This is a genomic window from Niveispirillum fermenti (assembly GCF_052474395.1).
Map to the genome: position 1 here is coordinate 830,653 of NZ_CP156679.1, position 21,492 is coordinate 852,144.

General features: G+C 66.3%; 13 protein-coding genes and 1 pseudogene. 4 read left to right on the forward strand and 10 right to left on the reverse strand.

Annotated features, from left to right (window positions below; all coding sequences use genetic code 11):
- Positions 1 to 2: 2 nt before the first annotated feature.
- From ABC728_RS07950 to ABC728_RS07970, 5 genes are read right to left on the reverse strand one after another with little or no spacing between them, the layout of a single operon-like run.
- On the reverse strand, positions 3 to 1,214 hold the full coding sequence (locus tag ABC728_RS07950; protein ID WP_416617910.1) for a class I SAM-dependent methyltransferase: 1,212 nt from the start codon (positions 1,212 to 1,214) through the stop codon (positions 3 to 5).
- Positions 1,144 to 2,040, reverse strand: coding sequence for an ABC transporter ATP-binding protein (locus ABC728_RS07955; protein WP_416617911.1), 897 nt, complete (start codon positions 2,038 to 2,040; stop codon positions 1,144 to 1,146). The genes ABC728_RS07950 and ABC728_RS07955 overlap by 71 nt, the downstream gene beginning before the upstream one ends.
- Positions 2,037 to 2,858 (reverse strand): ATP-binding cassette domain-containing protein, encoded by an 822-nt coding sequence (locus ABC728_RS07960; protein WP_416617912.1) that lies wholly within the window; start codon positions 2,856 to 2,858, stop codon positions 2,037 to 2,039. The genes ABC728_RS07955 and ABC728_RS07960 overlap by 4 nt, the downstream gene beginning before the upstream one ends.
- Positions 2,855 to 3,667, reverse strand: a complete 813-nt coding sequence (locus ABC728_RS07965) for an ABC transporter permease (RefSeq protein WP_416617913.1) — start codon at positions 3,665 to 3,667, stop codon at positions 2,855 to 2,857. Before ABC728_RS07965 ends, ABC728_RS07960 begins: the two co-directional genes overlap by 4 nt.
- The gene (locus ABC728_RS07970; RefSeq protein WP_416617914.1) at positions 3,660 to 4,598 is read right to left on the reverse strand and encodes an ABC transporter permease; all 939 of its coding nucleotides are present in this window, start codon (positions 4,596 to 4,598) and stop codon (positions 3,660 to 3,662) included. The genes ABC728_RS07965 and ABC728_RS07970 overlap by 8 nt, the downstream gene beginning before the upstream one ends.
- 310 nt (positions 4,599 to 4,908) lie before the next feature.
- Between ABC728_RS07970 and ABC728_RS07975 the strand changes: the two genes are divergently transcribed.
- Together ABC728_RS07975 and ABC728_RS07980 are read left to right on the forward strand one after the other, a co-directional pair.
- Positions 4,909 to 6,108 carry an FAD-dependent oxidoreductase gene (locus ABC728_RS07975; RefSeq protein ID WP_416617915.1) on the forward strand — a complete coding sequence of 400 codons (1,200 nt, stop codon included), beginning with the start codon at positions 4,909 to 4,911 and terminating at the stop codon, positions 6,106 to 6,108.
- Positions 6,109 to 6,127: 19 nt separating this feature from the next.
- Positions 6,128 to 7,600, forward strand: coding sequence for an aldehyde dehydrogenase (locus ABC728_RS07980; protein WP_416617916.1), 1,473 nt, complete (start codon positions 6,128 to 6,130; stop codon positions 7,598 to 7,600).
- Positions 7,601 to 7,607: 7 nt separating this feature from the next.
- Here ABC728_RS07980 and ABC728_RS07985 read toward each other — a convergent pair whose 3' ends face one another.
- Entirely contained in the window at positions 7,608 to 8,426 is an 819-nt protein-coding gene (locus tag ABC728_RS07985; protein ID WP_416617917.1) for a GntR family transcriptional regulator, read from the reverse strand.
- A gap of 278 nt (positions 8,427 to 8,704) precedes the next feature.
- Between ABC728_RS07985 and ABC728_RS07990 the strand changes: the two genes are divergently transcribed.
- Both ABC728_RS07990 and ABC728_RS07995 read left to right on the forward strand, forming a co-directional pair.
- Entirely contained in the window at positions 8,705 to 10,900 is a 2,196-nt protein-coding gene (locus ABC728_RS07990; RefSeq protein ID WP_416617918.1) for a xanthine dehydrogenase family protein molybdopterin-binding subunit, read from the forward strand.
- A gap of 15 nt (positions 10,901 to 10,915) precedes the next feature.
- Positions 10,916 to 11,392, forward strand: coding sequence for a (2Fe-2S)-binding protein (locus ABC728_RS07995; protein ID WP_416617919.1), 477 nt, complete (start codon positions 10,916 to 10,918; stop codon positions 11,390 to 11,392).
- Between the two features lie 19 nt (positions 11,393 to 11,411).
- Here ABC728_RS07995 and uca read toward each other — a convergent pair.
- From uca to ABC728_RS08015, 4 genes and pseudogenes are all read right to left on the reverse strand, one after another.
- Positions 11,412 to 15,003: pseudogene (gene uca, locus ABC728_RS08000) on the reverse strand (urea carboxylase).
- Between the two features lie 21 nt (positions 15,004 to 15,024).
- A complete protein-coding gene (gene atzF, locus ABC728_RS08005) occupies positions 15,025 to 16,815 on the reverse strand; it encodes an allophanate hydrolase (RefSeq protein WP_416617920.1) in 1,791 nt (596 codons plus the stop codon).
- 184 nt (positions 16,816 to 16,999) lie between these two features.
- Positions 17,000 to 17,914, reverse strand: coding sequence for a response regulator (locus ABC728_RS08010; RefSeq protein WP_416617921.1), 915 nt, complete (start codon positions 17,912 to 17,914; stop codon positions 17,000 to 17,002).
- The gene (locus ABC728_RS08015) at positions 17,904 to 21,281 is read right to left on the reverse strand and encodes a hybrid sensor histidine kinase/response regulator (protein WP_416617922.1); all 3,378 of its coding nucleotides are present in this window, start codon (positions 21,279 to 21,281) and stop codon (positions 17,904 to 17,906) included. The genes ABC728_RS08010 and ABC728_RS08015 overlap by 11 nt, the downstream gene beginning before the upstream one ends.
- Positions 21,282 to 21,492 lie beyond the last annotated feature (211 nt).

Below are 21,492 nucleotides of genomic sequence, written 5' to 3' on the forward strand. Positions count from 1 at the left end.
CCTCATCCCCGCGCCCCGCCGGTCTGCTGTCCGTAAGCGACATACCAGGCGCCGGGTCCGCGCAGTTTGGGGATGCGTTCCTCCCGCACGGTGGCGGCATCGAAGCCGGCTGCCACCATATCGCCCGTCACGTCAGCCGTGGCGTATTTCACCCAGAATGGTTCATTGTTGAATTCCACATCCCAGGATTTTTCAACCTGATGCGGCACGTCCAGATCCTGGAAGCGGTAGGGCACATCCTGGTGCAGGGCGACGCCCCCGGCCGCCAGCAGGCGCCGGCTTTCCCGCATCATGGCGCGGCGGACATCATTATCGATCTCATGCATGACATTGTGGGACACGACGAGATCGAATTCGCCATCGGCAAAGCCCAGCCGCGCCGTATCCATCTGATGGAAGAAGACACGCGCCCCCAGCGCCAGGGCGCGGGCATGGGCATAGCGCAGCATGCCGGCGCCGATATCCACGGCATGCACGTCTGCTTCGGGGAAATGCAGCGCATATTCACAGGCCGCCGCCCCGGCGGAACAGCCGATATCCAGGATGCGGCGCGGCTTCAGGTCGGGGAACCGTTCCGCCAGAAAGGCGATGACGGCGCCAGCCTTGCTGTCCCCGGCCCCGATCCCCTGCCCGACGGAAAAGACGCGCCCACCCATTTCATACAACGCGCCGGCCACCACATCCGCCTCCCCCCGGTCCAGCGTATAACCGCCGGGCTGGAGATGGATGTCGATATCGGCCACCAGACCGATGCCGGACAGGTCGGGGTCCAGCGACAGGCCGCCGCCGACCGTCTCCAGCCGCTCCGCCGTCAGCCGCCGGTATGTCTCGCGCAGGGTCTCATCATGGCGCAGGATCGGTTCCCCTGCCGTCTGCCACAGCAATTCCTGTGCTGCCCGGTTCATCGCGCTCCAGGTCCGGTAACCGGAACTGAGGCGGAAGGCATCCGCCACCTCTTCATGCGATTGCGGGGCGTGACCATGGGCGGCGCTGAAAGCCGGCACGCCCTGCTTTTCATAATGGCTGATATTGCGGGGACGCACCTGGGCGTTCAGGAAGCGGCGCAGCGCCACGATGGCGCTCTGCCGGCTGCGATCCTCGGCGGTCAGATCGGGCAACATCGCGTGCGGTGCGGTGATCATGTCACTCTCCTTGAAGGCCACCCTGCTGTCCGGCGCGGTGCGCGGCCAGCAGGCGGCCCAGATGGTCCTCATCAATTTCCCCCGCCGCGGTCAGCGCCGTCATCAGGTCCGGATCGGCCAGCGCCCCCTTGGGGTCCAGCGATGCCGCCAGCAGCAGGTTGGTATAGGGGTGGGTCGGCCGTGCCATGACGATGTCAACCGCACCTGCTTCCACGATGCGGCCCGACCGGATGACGCAGACATGATCCGCCAGATGCCGGACCATGGCCATGTCGTGGGAAATGAACAGGATGGCCAAGCCCAGCCGGTCGCGCAGTTCGATGAACAGGGACGCCACAGCCGCCTGGGTGGTGACATCCAGCGCCGACAGCGCCTCGTCCGCGATCAACAGGCGGGGTTCCATCGCCAGGGCGCGGGCAATCGCAATCCGCTGCTTCTGCCCGCCCGACAGGCCGGAGGGCCGCCGGTCCAGCAAGGCGCTGTCCAGATGCACCAGCGCCATCAGCGCCTCGATCCGGGCAGCGCGGGCCGCCCGGTCGCCATAGCCGATCACCTCCAGCGGTTCGGACAGGATGGCGCGGATGGTGTGGCGCGGGTTCAGGCTGGCATCGGGATCCTGGAACACCATCTGGATCGACCGGCGCGCCCGGCGCCGCACCTCCCCCTTCAGGCCGGCCAGATCCTGCCCATCCAGGCAGATACGGCCCTGGCTGACGGGGGCGATCCCGGCCACGGCGCGGGCCAGGGTCGATTTACCCGAACCGGACTCCCCGACCACGGCCAGGATTTCACCGGCGCGCAGGTCCAGGCTGCAATCGGACAAAGCCTGTTTGGCCTGGGCGCCCGTGCCATAGCGCACGCCCAGCCCTTCGATGGTCAGCAGGGGTGCCGTCATCATGCCTCTCCCGTCGCGGCCGGTGCCAACCGGGCATGGCGCAGCAGGCTGCGTGTATAATCATGCTGTGGATCGGTCAGCACCTGTGCCGCCGGCCCACTTTCCACCAGCCGGCCCTGATGCATCACGGCGATCTGGTTGCAGATGGCCGCCGCCACACTGAAATCATGGGTGATCAGGATGCTGGCGCGACCAGCCGTCTGCTGCTTCAGCAGGGCCAGGATCTGCAACTGGATGGTCGGGTCCAGTGCCGTTGTCGGCTCATCCGCGATCAAAAGGTCGGGACCGTTGGCCAGCGCCAGGGCGATCATGGCCCGTTGCCGCTGCCCGCCGGAAAGCTGGTGCGGATAGGCATCCACGCAGGCATCCTTCCCCGGCAACCGCATCCGGGTCAGCATCTCCACCGCCAGGGCACGGGCGGATTTCGCATCCAGGCGCTGATGCCGGCGGATGGATTCAATCAGGATGGACCCGATGGTCCGCACCGGGTTGAAGGAGGAAAGCGGGTCCTGGAACACGAAGCCGATGCGCCCGCCGCGCAAGGCCCGCATCCGCCCTTCATCCAGATCGTCAATCCGCTGGCCGCCCAGATGCACCGATCCAGCGGCCAGCCGCACCCCATCCGGCAGCAACCGCGCCACGGCGAAAGCGGAGAGCGATTTGCCCGACCCGGACTGGCCGACAATGCCCAGCACCTCCCCCGCCGCCACGGACAGGGACACGCCATCCACCAACCGGCGCGGCGGGCCGCCGGCCGGTACGGCATCGATCTGCAAATCCCGGATGGCCAGGATGGGGGTGTCGTTCACAGGCCCGTTCATGCCGTGGCATCCCGCAATTTCTGGCCGAACAGATGGGCGCTGACCACCAGAAGGATGATGGCGCCGGCGGGGGCCAGCAACATCCAGGGGGCGACCAGCATATAGGCCCGGCTCTCATTCAGCATGCCGCCCCAGCTTGGCGCGCCCAGGGGCGCACCGATGCCCAGGAAGGACAAGGCGCTTTCCGCAATGATCATGTCGGCGAAATGGAACACGACCAGCACCGACAGGCTGGGGATCAGCCCCGGCAGCACATGGCGCAGCAGTAGCCGTGCCGTACCCATCTGCATCATCTCTGCCGCCAGGACATATTCACGCTTCAACAGGCTGCTGCCCTCCGCATAGGCGACGCGGGCGAAGACGGGCCAGGTGGCCAGCCCCAGCGTCAGCACCACAGCCCAGAAACCGTTGGACCCGACAATGGCGATCACACTGACCGCCAGGACAAAGACGGGAAAGGATTGGGTGAAACTGGTCAATTGCCGCATGAAGGCGCCCAGCAGGGAGGTGCTGCGCGCCGCCAGCAGGCCCAATGCCGTACCGATGCAAAAGGCGATGGCCGTGGCCACCAGGGCGGTTCCCAGCGACCGGTAAAGCCCCGCCAGCAGCCGGGCCGCGATGTCCCGCCCCAATTGGTCGCAACCCAGCCAATGCCCGTCCGTGAAGGGGGCGGCAAAGCGTTTGGACAGGTCGATCAGGGCGGGATCATGAGCCACCAGCACCGGCCCGGCCACCAGCGCCAGAAGGCAAAGGCCCAGCACACCCAGGAACAGCCAGGACCGGCCGGAGGCGAAAAGACGCTCAACCATTGGCACCCCCCGCCGCACCGGGGCCGCGCAAGCGGGGGTCAAGGCGCATCTGCACCGCCTCCGTCGCCAGATTGGTCAGGAAAACGGCGATGACGATGATGAAGACAATCGCCTGCACGACGGGAAAATCCAGATTGAGGGTGGAGCGCACCAGCAGCCAGCCGATACCGGGCCAGGCGAAGATCGTCTCGATCACCACCAGCCCCGTGACCATGAAGGCAAATTCCGCCCCCACGACAGCCGTGGCGCCGAGCAGCGCATTCGGCATTACATGCCGCCACAGGATGGTGCGCGGCCCTGTCCCGATGGCAACAGCGGTGCGTACATAATGCGACCGATAGGCAGCAGCAGTATTCGCCTCCACCACGCGGATCAGCTTGGGCGCCAGGAAGGATGTGACGGAAACCACGGGCAGAACCCAGCTTGCCGGCCCCGCATAACCAACGGCGGGCAACCATTCCAGCCCCACGGCGAACAGGTTGACCAGCAGCAGTGCCAGCACGAAACCGGGAAAGCCCTGCATCACCGAAATGAAGCCGCGCGCCAGCCGGCGCCCGGCCCCGCCCCGTTCCTGCCCCAGCCACGCGCCAACGGGGATGGAGACGGCAAGGTTCAGTGCCATGGCCATCACGGCCAGAAACAGGCTGGCCGGGAAGGTGGCAAGCACCTTGTCCAGCGCCGGCGCCCCATCGACCAGCGAATTGCCGAAATCCAGGCGCACCATATGGGAGACGAAGATCAGATATTGCTCGATCAGGCTGCGATCGAAACCATAGGCTTGGCGTACAGCGTCCAACTGGGCCGGACTGGCATCGGGCCCGGCCAGCATGATGGCCGGGTCACCGGCAAGCCGGACCAGAAAGAACAACACCGTCATGGTGGCGACCAGCAGGAACGCGAAATCGCGGACCCAGATCATAAGCCGCAACATGGGGACACTCCCGCGGCAATGGTATCGATGCCGAAACGGCACCATATTGTCTCTTAATGTGTACATTAGGAGACAATGCAGGCACAAGCGCTTTTTAGGCGGCCCCGTTCCATGGACTCGCGCCTCTACCATTAATCTTTTGATTATTAAGAGAATATGGAGAGGATTCACCCCCGCCTGGACCACGCCTGGACACCGGCCGGCGAGATGTACGCAAAATAATACAATAAGCCCATTTCCGGGGTTGCCAGCCCCTCATATTGTCTTATAGTGCATACAAATCAGCGCACAACAAGCGGCGACCTTCACCATGCATGCATCCGAACGGCGCATCCTTATCGTCGGTGCCGGGCCCGTCGGCCTGATGACGGCCTATCTCCTGTCCCGCCAGGGCATCCCTTCCGTTGTCGTGGAACAGGAAGCCGAACTGCCACAGGACCTTCGCGCCTCCACCTTCCATCCGCCCACGCTGGACATGCTGGATGAACATGGTTTCGCAAGCCCCCTGATCGCGCAAGGCCGCATCTGTCCCTCCTGGCAGATCCGCATGCACGACACGCACGAGCGGGCCGAATTTGACCTGTCTGTGCTGAAGGACGACACCGCCCACCCCTATCGCCTGCAATGTGAGCAATGGCGCCTGTGCGAGTTGCTGGCGGAAAGGCTGCGGGGCGAGCCGCTGGTCGATATCCGCTTTTCCACCCGGCTGACCGATCTGTCGCAGAATGGCGACGGCGTCACCGCGACGGTCGAGACACCGGCGGGGGCGCAGACGCTGCGCGGCCTGTTCCTGGTCGGCGCCGATGGCGCGCGCAGCGTGGTCAGGGGCCTGATCGGGCTGGAATTCGATGGTGTCACCTATCCCGAGACAACCATCCTGGCGACCACCAGCTTCCGGTTTGAAGACCATCTGCCGGGCCTGTCCAACGTCAATTATGTCTGGAAGAAGGACGGCACATTCAGCCTGCTGCGCCTGCCCGACCGCTGGCGCTGCAGCCTCTACCCCGATCCCGGCATGCCGATCGAGGAAGCGCTTCTGCCGGAAAATATCGACCGGAAGATGCAGGAGATCGTGCCGCGTGATGCGGAATATGAGATCGGTGAGGCCCGTGCCTACCGCGTCCATATGCGCATCACCCGCGATTACCGCAATGGCCGCGTCGTGCTGGCCGGCGACGCCGCGCATATCAACAGCCCCAGCGGCGGCATGGGGATGAATGGCGGTCTGCACGATGCCTTCAACCTGGCCGGTACGCTGACGGAAATCTGGCATGGTGGCTCCCTGGATCTGCTGGACCGCTATACCCGCCAGCGCCGCCCCATCGCGGAGGCCGAGGTGCTGGCCCAGGCCGACCGCAACCGGTCGCGCATGCAGGAACGCGATCCCGCCAAGCGGCGCGTGATCCTGGACGATCTGCTGCGTATCATCGCCAATCCGGAAAGCGCGCGGGCCTATCTGCTGCGCTCCTCCATGATCGAGGCCCTGCGCAAGTCGGCGCAGATCCGTTAAGCGAAAGGGTAGCCGCCCCATGTCCGCCAGCTTCAGCGCCTTCATCGCCGGCAAGCCCGTCATCGGTGCCGGTCCTGCCCTGCCCGTCATCAATCCCGCCGACGAGACCGAACTGACCCATGTGGCGGAAGCCGGCCCCGACCTGGTGGCCCGCGCCGCAGAGGCCGCACGGGCGGCCTTCGACGACGGGCGCTGGTCCCGCCAGTCCGTGGAAGCCCGGCAGGAGATGCTGCGCCGCATCGCCGACCGGATCGACGCCGGGGCGGCGGAACTGGCCGCCATCGAAACGGCCAATACCGGCATTCCGCTGAGCCAGTCCAAGGTGCGGCACGTGGCCAGGGCCGGGCACAATTTCCGCTTCTTCGCCGACTATATCGGCCAGGCGGCCGGCCGTGTCTATGACCAGGCGCCCGACCACATGACCCTGGTGCGCCGCCAGCCTGTTGGGGTCGCTGGCCTGATCGCGCCCTGGAACGCGCCTGTGGCGCTGGGAGCCATGAAGATCGCCGGCGCCATCGCCTTCGGCAATAGCTGCATTATCAAACCGTCCGAGCAGGCACCGCTGGGCGTTCACAAGCTGGTCGAACTGATCCATGACGCGGGCCTGCCCGACGGGGTGGTGAACCTTGTCAGTGGCCGGGGCGCCGTGACGGGGGATGCCCTGGTACGCCACGGGGATGTGAACGTCATATCCTTCACCGGCGGCACGGCCACGGGCCGGGCCATCATGTCGGCCGCCGGGCAGATGCTTAAGCCTTCCACCATGGAGTTGGGCGGCAAATCGGCCAATATCATCTTCGACAGCGCCGATTTCGACCAGGCGGTGGATGGTGCCCTGCTGGGCATCTTCACCAATAACGGCCAGCAATGCCTGGCCGGGTCACGCATCCTGGTGCAGCGGTCCATCGCCGACCGCTTCATCCCCGCCTTCCTGGACCGCGTCGCCCGGCTGCGGGTGGGCAGCCCGCTGGATGCCGGCACCGAACTGGGACCGGTCGCATCGCGCGCGCATCGCGACCGTATCCTGGCCTATGCCGAGACGGCACGGCGGGAAGGCATGCAGATCCTGGCCGGCGGCAAGCCCCATGCCGGATTCGACAAGGGGTTCTACCTGGAACCGACCGTGGCCATGACCGATGATGCGGCCGCGACCGTCTGCCGGGAGGAAATCTTCGGCCCATTCGCCACCATCCTGCTGTTCGACACGGCCGATGATGCCTTCCGCATCGCCAACGCCACGGATTTCGGGCTGGTGTCCTATGTCTGGACGCAGGACCTTTATCTGGCGCTGCGCGCGCAGGAAGAGTTGCAGTCCGGCGTGGTGTGGATCAACACACCCATGATGCGCGAATTGCGCGCGCCGTTCGGCGGGTGGAAGGAATCCGGCGTCGGGGCGGAAGGCGGCATGGATTGCGAAGCCTTCTACACACGGCAGAAGACCGTCACCATGGCCCGCCACCCCCTGCCCCTGCGGCGCATGGGACAGGGGTGAGGGCGTATCAACCGATATGACGCCATTGCGGTCGTGCAGTGCTGTTGTCCCGCGTCAGCAGCATGTAATATTCGTACCGGTCGGGATTGTAGAGGCTCTGCTGATGCAGGATAGGCTTGCCATCCCGGTCGAAGACGGTACGGCGCAGCCGGATCACGGGCGACCCGATGGCCACCCCCAGCTTTTCGGCAACATGGTCGTTGGCGGCAATGGCACTGATTGTCTGTTCGGCACTGACCGGGATGATGCCGGCCTGTTCCAGCACCCGCACGACAGGTTGGTCATCCAGGGTCTTGCCCTGCAAAAGCGATGCACTGCCGGCAGGAAGATAGACGCCTGTCACCGACACCGGCTTGTCCTTGTGCGACCGCAGCCGCTCCAGCCAGACACCCCGGCTGCCCGCCGACAGTTTCAGCGCGGCGCAGGCATGCGGCGGCAACAGGATATCGGCATCGAAACCCAGCGTCTGCGCCGTTGTTTCCACCCCGATGGTGATCAGGTTCTCGATCAGGCCCGACAGGCGCTGCGGGCTGGAAGCCCCCCCTTCCTGCGGGGCAGGAAAGGTGCCGACGCCCTGGCGTCGCACCACCAGCCCCTCGCGTTCCAGCAGTTCCAGCGCACGGCGCACGGTGACGCGGGACAGGTTGAATTCCGCGGACAGGGCCATCTCGGTCGGCAGCGGCGTTGTCGCGCTGTAGGCGCCATCGATGATCTGCTGGCGCAGCACGACGTAAAGCTGGTGATAGACCGGCAGGCTGCTGACATCCTTGGACAGCGAACCCCGCCCGCCGGCCGCCGGCCGGCCCTTTCGCTGTTTCGTGTTCATGGCCAATTCACATCCCCAATCGCCATCGGACCGACCACGGCACACCAGCCCCTTTTCCGGAAAAATGGAAACGGCGTGAAGCGGTTTGCGCATATTGTATTACATATGATACATCTAAGAAAGCGCGCGCCGACAAAGCCTTACCCTTGGCAAACGGCAGAAAGCCGGGGCCTTCCATTCTGTCTTCCCCTGTCCCCGACAGGTGGACAGACCGGAAAGGTAAGGTGCTTTGTCGCTATTTACAATCAAGATTGCCGAATTCGATGCAAGGAGGTTGCGTGACAATAGACGACAAGGCGTCACCGACCGCGCCGGCCCTGTCCCGTCGCATCCTGCTGGCCGGCGCTGGTGGATTGCTGTTGGGGCTGGCATTGGGCCGGGCGGGTCCGGCGGTGGCCGTGGGGCGTGCAGGCGATGCCGACACACCTTTTGCCGCCTGGATGAATATTGCACCGGACGGCGCCATCACCATCGCCACCCCGGCCGCGGAAATGGGCCAGGGCATCTTCACCTCCCTGCCCAAGATCCTGATCGACGAGCTTGGCGGCGACTGGTCACGGGTGACGATCGTCAATTCCGATGGCAACCCGGCCTTCAACAACCCTGCATCGAGGGGCCAGACGACGGGCCAGTCGATCAGCGTTCGCGGCTATTATCCGCTGCTGCGGAAACTGGGAGCCCAGGCGCGGGAAATGCTTCGCCAGGCCGCCGCCGCACAGTGGAAGACAACCGCCGACCGGGTACGGATCGAAAACGGATACGCCATCGACGACATTACGGGACGGCGCCTGAATATCGGCCTGTTGGTCCAGGCCGCATCGTCCCTGCCCATCCCTGCCGACCCGCCGCTGAAGCCGCGGGACCAGTTCACCTTGATCGGCAAATCCATTCCGGCCAAGGATGCCGCCGACAAGGTGACGGGCCGCGCCGTATATGCCGGTGATATGAAGCTGCCGGGTTTGCTGACTGCGACCGTCAGGATGAGCCCGGTTTTCGGCGGGCGTATTCGCCACTACGACCCTGCACCGGCCCTGGCGGTTCCCGGGGTTGTCGCCGTGGTACCGTTCGGGGGGCAGGTGCTGGACACGCCCTATCCGTATGAGGCCGGCATCGCCGTGGTGGCGGAGAATTTCTGGGCCGCCCGGAAAGGCTATGATGCTCTGGACGTGACATTCGAGGGCGGGCGCGACGCCACGGCCAGCACAGCGGCCCTGGCCGCCGCCCGGCCGGAGCTTGCCCGGACGGGCCACGCCATCCAGGCGCTGGCACAGGGGGATGTGGACGAGGCCTGGGCACAGGCGGTCCAGCGGCTGGACTGTTTCTATGACGCGCCCTTCCTGGCCCATATGACCATGGAGCCGATGAGCTGCGTGGCGCATGTGGAGGCCGGCAAGGCCACCTTGTGGGCACCGACCCAGGGTCCGCTGGTGGTGGCCCGCGTCGTGGGGCAGTTGCTGGACCTGCCGGCCGAACAGGTCACCGTTCACCGTACCTTCCTCGGTGGCGGCTTCGGCCGGCGCTGGCCGCGGGATTTCGCGGTGCAGGCTGCCGAGATCGCCCGCGCCGTCGGGCGGCCTGTGAAGCTGATCTGGACACGCGAAGAAGACATGCAGCACGGGTTCTACCGTCCCGGCATGGGCCTGCGCGCCCGGATCAGCCTGGACGCGCAAAGGCGGCTGACGGGCATGCACCTGACGGCTGTCGGTCCGTCGCTGATGTCCTGGCAGCGGGCGCTGACCGGACCACCGCGGGCCGATTTCGCCGCCGTGGGCGGATTGAACGACATGCAGTACAGCCTGCCAGCCCTGAAGGTGGATTGGGTTGACCAGCCGACCCCCATCCCCATCGGCATGTGGCGCGGCGTCGGCCATTCCCAGAACGGCTTCTTCGCCGAAAGCCTGATCGACGAGATCGCGCATGCGGGGGGGCTGGACCCCTACCGGTTCCGCCGGGAGATGCTGGCCAGCCATCCCCGCAGCGTCCGCGTGCTGGACAAGGCGGCCGATGCCATCGGCTGGGGCCGGGCATTGCCGCCGGGAAAGGGCATGGGCATCGCGTTCATGGAATCCTATGGCACCCTGGTGGCCCATGCCGCCCTGGTGCATGTGACGGAGGGCAAGGCCCGGATCGAAAGGCTGGTGGCCGCGGTCGATCCCGGGCTTGCCGTGGACCCCGGCACGATCGAAGCGCAGATGCAGGGGGCCGCCATCTTCGCCCTGTCAGCCCTTTACCATGGGGAAATCACGGTGACCGACGGCAAGGTCGATCAGACCTCCTTCACCGACCAGCCGATCCTGACCCTGGCGGAAACACCACCTATGGAGGTGCATATCCTGGAAAGCGAGGGCGTCGCCATGGGCGGCATCGGGGAACCCGGCCTGCCCACCGTGGCCCCGGCCGTCACCAACGCCATTTTCGCTGCTACCGGCATCCGCGTCCGATCACTGCCGCTGGCAAGGGCCGGGCTGGCCTGACGGGGAGGATTTGAGATGACCGGCACGATCAGCCTGACGATCAACGGAAAGCGGCACGATCTGGATGTCAGCCCCGACACGCCGCTGCTGTGGGCCCTGCGTGATGCGCTGGGCCTGACGGGAACAAAATTCGGCTGCGGCATCGGCGCCTGCGGTGCCTGTACGGTGCATATCGACGGCATTGCCACCCGTTCCTGCGGAATGCCGGTGGAAGCGGTGGGTGATGGCGCCGTCGTCACCATTGAAGGGCTGGACCCCGACGGCCGGCATCCGGTCCAGCAGGCCTGGCAGGAATTGAGCGTCCCGCAATGCGGCTATTGCCAGTCCGGCATGATCATGGCTGCCGCTGCCCTGCTGCGGGACAATCCGGACCCGACGGAACAGGATATCCGTGACACGATCACCAACCTGTGCCGCTGCGGCACCTATCACCGGGTCCTGTCAGGCATCGTCCGGGCGGCAGCGCTGAAGAAGGGCGGGGGCGGTCCCTGACCTGCCCCCGCCTTCCCCCTCATTCAGCGGCAACGGACAGCAAGGCGTCACCGGCCACCACAGGGCGGCCGGCCCGACAATGGACAGCGCGGATGCGGCCCGGACCACGCGCATGGACGGCGAATTCCATCTTCATCGCCTCCAGCACCACCAGCGGTTGACCAGCCTCCACCTGCTGGCCCACCTCGACCAGCACCTTCCAGACATTGCCGGAAATATCGGCCTGAATGGCATCACGATCGTCGGCGGGGGGCGGGGCGTCGGCGTCCTCCTCCACGGCCGGCCCCTCGTCGGCCTGCCAGCGTGCCACCTCCGCCGTGAATGCGGCCTGCTGGCGGGCACGGAAGGCGTCGATCTGCGGGGCCTGGGCCGCCCATGCCGCCTCGTGCGCAGCGAGGTCGAACACATCCTCCTCGACCCGAACCTGCACCCGGCCGGCGCGGAAATCGGTACGGAACCGGTCAAGCTCCGCCTCCGTCGCGGGATAGAAGCGTACCCGGTCGAAGAAACGCAGCAGCCAGGGTTCGCCCCCGAACTGACGGTTGGCCAGAAACCGGTTCCAGATGGGCACGGTGCGGCCGACCAGCTGATAGCCACCCGGACTGTCCATGCCATAGATGCACATGTAGACGCCACCGATGCCGACCGTGCCTTCCGCCGTGTAGGTACGGGCGGGGTTGTACTTGCTGGTCAACAGGCGGTGGCGCGGGTCCAGCGGCACAGCACAGGGTGCGCCCAGATACACATCCCCCAGGCCCAACACCATATAACTGGCATCATAAAGCGTGTCGCGCACCTGTTCCCGGCTATCCAGCCCGTTGATGCGCCGGATGAAATCGACATTGTTGGGCAGCCACGGTGCGTCGGCCTTGACCGTTTCGCGATACCGGGTGACAGCCCCCAGCGTGGCCGCATCCTCGAACGCCAGGGGCAGATGGACGATGCGGCTGGGCACCTTCAGCCCCTCCACGTCGCCCAGCCCGGCCTCCAGTTCAAGCAGTTTCTCAATAAGCATCTCCTGTGCGATGATCCTGCTGTCATAATGGATCTGAACCGAGCGCACACCCGGCGACAGTTCGGCGATGCCGGGCAGGGCCGCGGCCTTCACGGCCTCCATCAACAGGTGGATGCGCAGGCGAAGGCGCAGGTCCAGCACATTCTCCCCATATTCCAGCAGGACATATTTGTCCCCGGCCTGACGATAGGTGACCATGGGCCTGGCATCCGTGGCCGGCAGGCGGGCCAGGATGCAGCTTTCCGGCCGGATGCGCGGCGGTTCCGTCAGGGTGACAGGGGCCAGCGCCGCGATAGCCGCGTCCTGCGCCTGTTCCAGGGCCAGGGCATCGGCGAAGCTGATGGGACGGAAGCGGATGGTGTCGCCGGGCTTCACCTGGCCGACTTTCCACAAATCGGCCTTCGCGATGGTGGCAGGGCAGACGAAGCCGCCCAGGCTGGGCCCGTCGCAGGTCAGGATCACCGGCGTATCGCCAGTGAAATTGATACTGCCGATCGCATAGACGCAATCATGGATGTTGGACGGGTGCAGGCCCGCCTCCCCGCCATCGCTGCGCGTCCATTCCGGTTTCGGCCCCACCAGCCGCACCCCAAGGCGGTTGGAATTGTGATGGACGCGGTAATCGCTGCCGAAGAAGGTTTCCATCGCTGCCGGCTGGAAGAAATCGGGCGCACCATGGGGACCATACAGGACCGCGATGTCCCAGTGCCGGCCATAAAGGGGGATCAACGCGGCCGGTGCCGGGGCCGGATCATGGACCGGGGCCGGCGTGGTGCAGGCCGGCACACCCGGCCGGCTGACGGGCAGCACGTCGCCCACCCGCAGGGTGCGGCCCGCATGCCCGCCGAACTGGCCCAGCACGAAGGTCGATTTCGACCCGAGATAATCGGGCACGTCCAGCCCGTTGCGGATGGCGATATAGGTGCGGCAGCCGCTTTCCGCGCGGCCCAGCCGCAATACCTGCCCCGCCCTGACAGCGATGGGGCGCCAGAGCGGCAGCGGCTCGCCATCATCCAGACTGGCCCCGACCGGCGCGCCCGTCAGGGCGATCACGGTATCCCCGTGGAAGCGCAGCATCGGTCCCTGCAAGGTGCATTCAAGCCCTGCGGCACCCGGATCATTGCCCACGATCCGGTTGGCCAGTCGGAAGGCATAATCATCCATGGGACCGGAAGGCGGCACGCCGACATCCCAATAGCCCTGTCGGCCCGGATAATCCTGGACCGTCGTGTATGTTCCCGCTTCCACCACCTCCACCACGGGCGAGACATGGTGATAATCGTCCAGGAAACGGGTCGAGACCCGCCCCTCGCTGAACGGTGCGCCCGACAGGATGCCGCGCAGGTAATCCAGATTGGTCGCAATGCCGTGCAGGCGCGTGGCATCCAGGGCCTCCAGCAGCCGGATCCGGGCCTGTTCCCGGTCGGCGCCATGGGCGATGATCTTGGCGATCATCGGGTCGTAATGGGCCGAAACCTCCGTACCCGTGCGGACCCAGCCATCGACACGCACCCCTTCGGGAAAATGCACCTCCGTCAGCACGCCCGGCGAAGGGGCGAAATTGCGCACGGGATTTTCCGCATAAAGCCGGACTTCCATGGCCGCCCCCTGCGGTTCTGGAAGGTTCTGGAAGACCGGCGGCTCCCCGGCCGCGATGCGGATCATCCATTCCACCAGGTCCAGCCCCGTGACCGCTTCGGTCACGGGGCTGGACCTGCAGGCGCGTATTCACCTCCAGGAAATAGAAATCGTCGCGCGCCCCGTCATAGATGAATTCCACGGTCCCGGCCGACACATAGTTCACGGCCCGGCCCAGCCGCACGGCAGCATCCAGAAGCCGGCGGCGGGTCTCCGGCGGCAAGCCGGGTGCCGGTGTCTCCTCGATCACCTTCTGGTTCCGGCGCTGGACGGAACAGTCACGCTCCCCCAGGGCCACGACATTGCCGTTCCCGTCACCGAATATCTGCACTTCCACATGGCGGGCATCGGCCACGAACCGTTCGATGAATACCCCGCCATCCTTGAAGAAGGACTGGCCCAGCCGCTTCACACTGTCGAAGGCGGCGACCAGTTCCGCCGCGTCCCCGCAACGCTGCAGGCCGATGCCGCCGCCACCCGCCGTGCTTTTCAGCATGACGGGATAGCCGATGGCCGCCGCCGCCGTCCGGGCTTCCTCGATGTCCCGCAGCAGGCCGGTGCCGGGTGTCAGCGGCACACCGGCAGCCTGGGCGATTTCCCGTGAAGTATGTTTCAGCCCGAACCGCCGGATCTGGTCGGGCGTGGGGCCGATGAAAACGATGCCGGCCGCGGCGCATTGCTCGGCGAAGCCGGTATTCTCCGACAGGAAGCCATAGCCGGGAATGATGGCTTCCGCCCCGGTCTGCCGTGCGATCTCGATGATGCGGTCGCCGCACAGATAGCTTTCGGCCGGCGTCTGCCCACCCAGGGATACCGCCGTGTCGGCGACAGCGACATGCAGGCTTTCGGCATCGGCGTCGGAATGGACAGCGACGGACCGGATACCCATGCGCTTCAAGGTGGCTGCAATGCGGACGGCGATTTCGCCGCGATTGGCGATCAGAACGGTCTTGAACATCTTTTCCCCCGCAAGGCCCGATCAGGTGGCGTTCTGCGCGCGCAGGCGCATGTAGGCGCGCCAGCCGCCCAGCCCCGTGATGTCGGCGGCGTCGCGCGTGGCCCAGGCCTCGCACAGGAAGCCCTGGACACGGCGTCCATCGACCAGTTCCACGGTGCCGATCCCCAAAGGCGGTGGGATCAACGCCACGAAGGACCGGTAATGGGCGACCGGCATGTCCCACAATTCCACGGCGATGGGCATCCCCTCGCCCGTGCGCACCAAGCCAGGCTTGGGCGGCGTGGTGCCGGGCAGGGCGTAAAGGCGATAGGCGGCGGAGGTCAGCGTGCTTTCCAGCAGCACGGCCCCCCGTTCCGTCAATTGTCCGTTCAACGGCATGCCCGACAGGTGCGCCCCGACCACCGCCAGCGTCACATGGCCATGCCGGTCGGCATCCTCGTCCCGCGTGACCTGCGGCAGCGGCAATTGCGAGGCGCCCCGGCGCCACGGGCAGGCCGCCTGCCACAGACGGCCAAACTCCAGCAGCCGCGCTTCGTTCCAGGCGGGCGCCACCAGGGTGATACCGGCCGGCAGCCCGTCCGCCCGGAACCCGGCCGGCAGCGCGATAGCCGACCAGTCCAGCAGGTTGACGAAATTGGTATATATCCCCTGCCGCGCATTCAGCGTCACGGGATCGGCCAGCACGGCGGCAATGGTCGGCAATGTCGGCGCCGTGGGCACCAGAAGCCCGTCCAGCCCATCCATCAGCGCTTCCACCCGGCGGGCCAGTTCCATGCGGCGATACTCCGCCTTGAACCCGTCCGCTGCGGAGAAGTCGCGCGCCTTGGCAATGATCGACCGGACAACGGGATGCACCGCGTCGGGCGTTTCACGCATCATCCCCTCGATGGCGGCATAGCGCTCCGCCACCCACGGCCCGTCATAAAGCAGTGCTGCAACGTCCCATAGAGGCTGGAAATCCACCGGCTTCAGCACGACGCCCAGCGACGCAAGGCGGCCCAGGGCTGCCTGATAGACAGCAGCAGCCGCGTCATCCCCGAACCAGGGTGGTGCAGCGGGAATGCCCAGCACGGGGCGCGGCGGCCAGGAAGGGGGGGCGGCCGGTGCATGGCGCGAATAGGCGTCGGCCGCGTCATAGCCGGCCATATGGGTCAGCACCGTATCCCCATCATCCACCGACAGCGCCAGCACCGTGATGCAATCCAGCGTGCGACAGGCCGGCACCAGACCGCGGGTGGAGACCAGCCCGCGCGTCGGCTTCAACCCGACCAGATTGTTGTGCCCGGCCGGAACGCGGCCCGAGCCCGCCGTATCGGTGCCCAGCGCGAACGGCACAAGCCCGCGGGCCACGACGGATGCCGACCCGGAACTGGAACCGCCACTGACATGCGCAGCGCTGAAAGCGTTCGCCACCACCCCATAGGGGGAACGGGTGCCCACCAGACCGGTTGCGAACTGGTCCAGGTTGGTCTTGCCGATCACGACGGCCCCCGCCGCCTCCAGCCGTGCGACGGCGGCGGCGCTGGTATCGGGAATATAGGCGAAATCGGGACAGGCGCAGGTGGTGGAAAAGCCGGCGGCATCGATATTGTCCTTCACGGCGAACGGGACGCCGTAAAGGGGGGCCGCCGGGTCCAGCGCCCGGATGCGTGCTTCCAGATCGGCCGGACCGATCATGCTGATCCATGCCGGGTCGTCGCCGGAAAGGCGGGCCAGCAAGGCTGGTAGCAGGTCCTGCGGACGGGCCCCCGCCCGATAGGCCTGCTGCCAGTCATGAAGCGTCCAGAATTCGGTCGCGATGCTGTCTGTCATGGTCCCGTCTGATCTCCCCCGTGGGCGGGTGTCGCCGGGCAGGAACGGGCCGTCGCCCGCCTTCCAGGGGAAGGGGACGGCCGGTGCCGGGCCGGGCGGTTGTCCTGATGTCGGGGGAAGTATGGCGGCACATGCTGCACCGCCATATACGCAGGATGACGTATTGGGACGGAAGAAGCGGACCCTATCCCTTGCCCGCCATCATGCGCATGGCCAGCGACGTGGCCGAGGCACGGTTCTCCACCCCCATCTTGGCGAAGATGCGTTCCAGGTGCTTGTTCACCGTGCGCGGGCTGATGCCCAGAATCTCGCTGATCTCCCGGTTGGTCTTGCCATGGATCAGCCAGCGCAGCACCTCCACCTCGCGCAAGGTGAGGTCCAGTTGCGTGCGCAGGATATCCTCGCCCGACGGGCCGGCCGTGACCAGTTGGAACAGGTGTTCCCCCGGTCCGGTCCGCAGCAGATGACGCGCCGGCCCCAGGCCGGCGGACGGGGCCAGCGGCTCCGCCGTCTGGGTATCCGGCCCGCCTTCCACGGCGCGGCGCAACAGGGCGCGAACGGCTTCCGGCGGCTCCGCCCCGTCTCCGAACGCTGCGGCCAGCAGGCTGGCGGCCTGCGGCGTGGACCAGAGGATATGCCCTTGCGGCGTGATGGCGAAAAGATGCCGGCCGCTGGCATCCAGCGCCAGGCGGGCGCCGTGCGCGGCCCGGGCGGTGGCGATATGGACGCGGATGCGGGCCAGCAGTTCCACCAGACTGACGGGCTTCGTCACGTAATCGGTGCCCCCCGCCTCCAGCCCGCGCAGCACATGGGCCGTTTCGGTCAGGCCGGTCATGAAGATGACCGGCAGATGCGCCGTCCGGGCGTCGCGCTTGATCTGCTGGCAGGTTTCGAACCCGTCCATCCCCGGCATCACGGCATCCATGACGATCAGGTTCGGCATGACCCGTTCCAGCAGGGTCAGGGCCGCCTCCCCCCTCGTCGCCGCCAGCGCGGTGAAGCCCGCGCGTTCCAGCGCATCGACCAGCATGTTCAATTCGTCACGGTTATCATCGACGACAAGGACCATGTCGCCGGCCCGCGGCTGCTCATCGCGCATCACCATCCTCCATCCCGGCCGGCACCGCGGTGCCCAGCACCTCCGCCAGCCGATCGAACTCGAACCCCTGGGCCAGCAGGGTCAGCCGGTCGAACCAGCCGTCCCGACCCGGATAGGCCGCGCGCAATTCGCGCAGAAGCACTTCTATTCCGCGGACATGCCCGATCCGGGCCAGCCCCAGAAGGCCGGTGATTTCCGCCGCCGTCAGGGGCGGTGCCTGTTCCCCCTCCTCCACGGCGGGCGGTGCCTCCCGCTGCCATTCCAGGTCCAGCAGCACCTCCAGCCTTTCCAGCAACTGTGCGATATCGACAGGCTTCACCAGGAAATCGTCGTGCGGCTGGTCGGCCCCGCGTCCCCGTTCAGCCAGATCATGCGCCTCCGCCGACAGAAGCAGGATCAACAGTTCCTCCATCCCGCCATCGCGCAGCGCCCGCGCCACCTGCCAGCCGTTCAGGCCACCCGGCATCGAAATGTCCAGGATCAGCAGGTCCGGCCGGCGGCGGGGGACAAGATCCAGGCACTCCGCGCCGTTGCCGGCGAAGATCAGGTCGAAGCCCAGCGGTTCCAGCAATTGCCGCATCATGGCCAGATGCTGCGGGTCGTCGTCGCACAGCAGGATGGTGCGGCGCGCGCCGACATAGCCCGTGATGCGGCGGGCCTGTCTTGCCTGCAAGGGGGCCCGCACTTCCGACAGCAGCATGCGCACGCGGAACGTGCTGCCCCGGCCGGGCTGGCTGTCCATGGTCAGTTCCCCGCCCAGGATATGGGTCAACAGCCGTGTGATGGTCAGTCCCAGCCCGGTGCCGGGAATGACATCCATGCGGCTGGGCAGGTTGCCGCGATCGAAGGGCAGGAAGATGCGTTCCTGATCCTCCACCGCGACGCCGATGCCGGTATCCGTCACCTCGAACTCCGTCGTCTCTCCACGGCGGCGGACGGCGAAGCGCACCCGTCCCTTCTCCGTATATTTGACGGCATTGGACAGCAGGTTCATCAGGATCTGGCCCAGCCGCTTCTCATCCGTCAGCACGAAGCGCGGCAGGCCCGGATCGGGGTGATAATCGAATGCCACATCCTTGGCGGCCGCATGTGGACCGAACATGTCGGCCAGTTGCGCCAGGAAGGCCGGCAGGTCGACCACGTCGCGGCTGATCTGGACGGTTCCCGTCTCGATCTTCGAAATGTCCATCAGGCCATCGACCAGCCGCGTGATATGCTCGGCGCTGCGCCGGATCACGCGCACGGCATCCTCCGGCTGGCGCAGGCCGCCGCGCTCCAGCAACTGGGCATAGCCGTTGATCGAGTTCAACGGCGTGCGCACCTCGTGGGAAAGGCCCGCGATGAAGCGGGTCTTGGCGATGTTGGCGGCTTCTGCCGCCTCCTTGGCCTTCTGCAGCGCGGCGTCGGTCTGTTCGTGCGCCTCGATCTCATCCAGAAGCAGGGCCATGCGGCGCTCGCTTTCCTCTTCCGCCAGACGGCGGCTTTCCTGCGCCAGCACGATGGCCCAGGCGGCAAGCCCCATGATGATCAGAGCGGCGGCGAACACGATCTGCAGGGTGGTGCGCACTGTCTGCTGCGACACGCCGGGCATGGCCCCGTACTGCGTGCCGATCAGGGCCAGCAGCATGGCCATCCCCGCTGTCAGCAGCAGCATGACGCAGGCGAACCGGCCGATGCGGCTGCCCAGCCATTGCCGCAGCGACGCCGGCAGATGGGCACCGATCAGGTCATGCGCCTGTTCAGCCAGGGTCGCCCGCGTCTTGCAGCGATCATGGCAACGGGTTTCCAGTGAACAGCACAAGGAACAGATGGGCGCGCCATAGGCCGGGCAATGGGACATGTCCGGCGGCTCGAACATGTTCTCGCAGATCGAGCAGCGGATCAGCCCGCCTTCCGCCGGCAGCACATCCGGCGGGCGGGCGATATAGTACCGCCCTTGCGTGGCCCAGGCGATCAGCGGTGCCGCGGCAAAGGCGGATACCAGCCCGATCAGCGGGGCGAAGGCCCGCGCCACCTCCCCCAGCAGCCCGAAGACCGCACAGGTGGACGCGATCAGCGAAATGACCAGCGCCCCCACCCCCACCGGATTGATATCGTAGAGATGGGCACGGCGGAATTCGATGCGCGGCGGGCTCCAGCCCAGCTTCTTGTTGACCAGCAGGTCGGCGGTCAGCGCCCCGACCCAGGCGACGGCCAGGTTGGCATAGATGCCGAGAATGCTTTCGATGACGCCGAAGATGCCCATCTCCATCAGCACCAGCGCCAGCATCACGTTGAAGACCAGCCAGACGACGCGGCCGGGATGGGAATGGGTCAGGCGGGAAAAGAAGTTGGACCAGGCGATGGAACCGGCATAGGCATTGGTCACATTGATCTTGGCCTGGCAGACCACGATGAACAGCACCGTCAGCGCCAGCGACAGCGCAGGCGAGGCGACCAGCCGGTCGAACACCATCCGGTACATGGCCGTCGGCGTCGCGGCCTCCAGCATGCTCATGCCCAGTTGCAGTGCCGCATAACCCAGCAGGGAACCGGCCACCAGCTTTGCGGCACCGATGATGATCCAGCCCGGACCGGCCAGCAGCAGGGCCGCCCACCAGCCCGCACGGTTCGCCCGTCGCCGGTCGGGCAGGAAGCGCAGATAATCCACCTGCTCGCCGATCTGCGGCAGCAGCGATAACAGGACGGATGTGGCCAGACCGAAGGCCAGCAGGGAAAAGCCGCCTTCCGGCGCGTGCAGCCCGGCCAGACTGGTCCAGCCGGCCAGTTCGCCGGGACCGGCCAGCAGCACGAAGGCCAGCGGCGATAATTGCAGCACAAGCCAGACCGGCTGCGTCCAGACCTGCATCCAGCTTATCTTGCGGATGCCATGGATGGCGATGGGCAGCACGATCAAGGCGCTGATCATGTGTGACAGCCAGAGCGGGATGCCAAGGCACAGCGTCAGCGCCTCCGACATGATGGCCGCTTCCAGCGCCAGCAGGATGAAGGTGAAGCCCGCATAGATCAGCGAGGTGATGGTGGACCCGATATAGCCGAAGCCGCCGCCGCGGGTCAGCAGGTCCATGTCCACGCCGAACTTGGCGGCGTAATAGGCGATGGGCAGGCCCGTGGCCATCACCAGCATCGACACCAGCACGATGGCCGCCATGGCATTGGTGAAACCATAGGCCAGGGTGATGGATGCGCCGATGGCCTCGCAGGCCAGGAAGGAGACGGCCCCCATGGCCGTGTTGCCGACACGGAAGGGCGACCAGCGCCGCGCCCGGTCGGCCGTGAAGCGCAGGGTATAATCCTCCACCGTCTGGTCGGAAACCCAGCGGTTGTACTGGCGCCGCACACGGACGATGGGCAGTGACTTCAGCATGCACGGACCATCAGCACATCCTTCCCCATACCATCTCCCCCCTCGCAACGGCCCCTGGCGAGCGCAACCGGTCACCAGACCTGTTCCACCCCATGCCCAGCACCCTAGCCGGGTCCAGGATGCGCAGACATACGTCGTCTGACGTATTCGTTTTCGCATCTGCGAGACATTAACCTTCCTTCCACAAACACGGCCATGGGCACGACAGGCC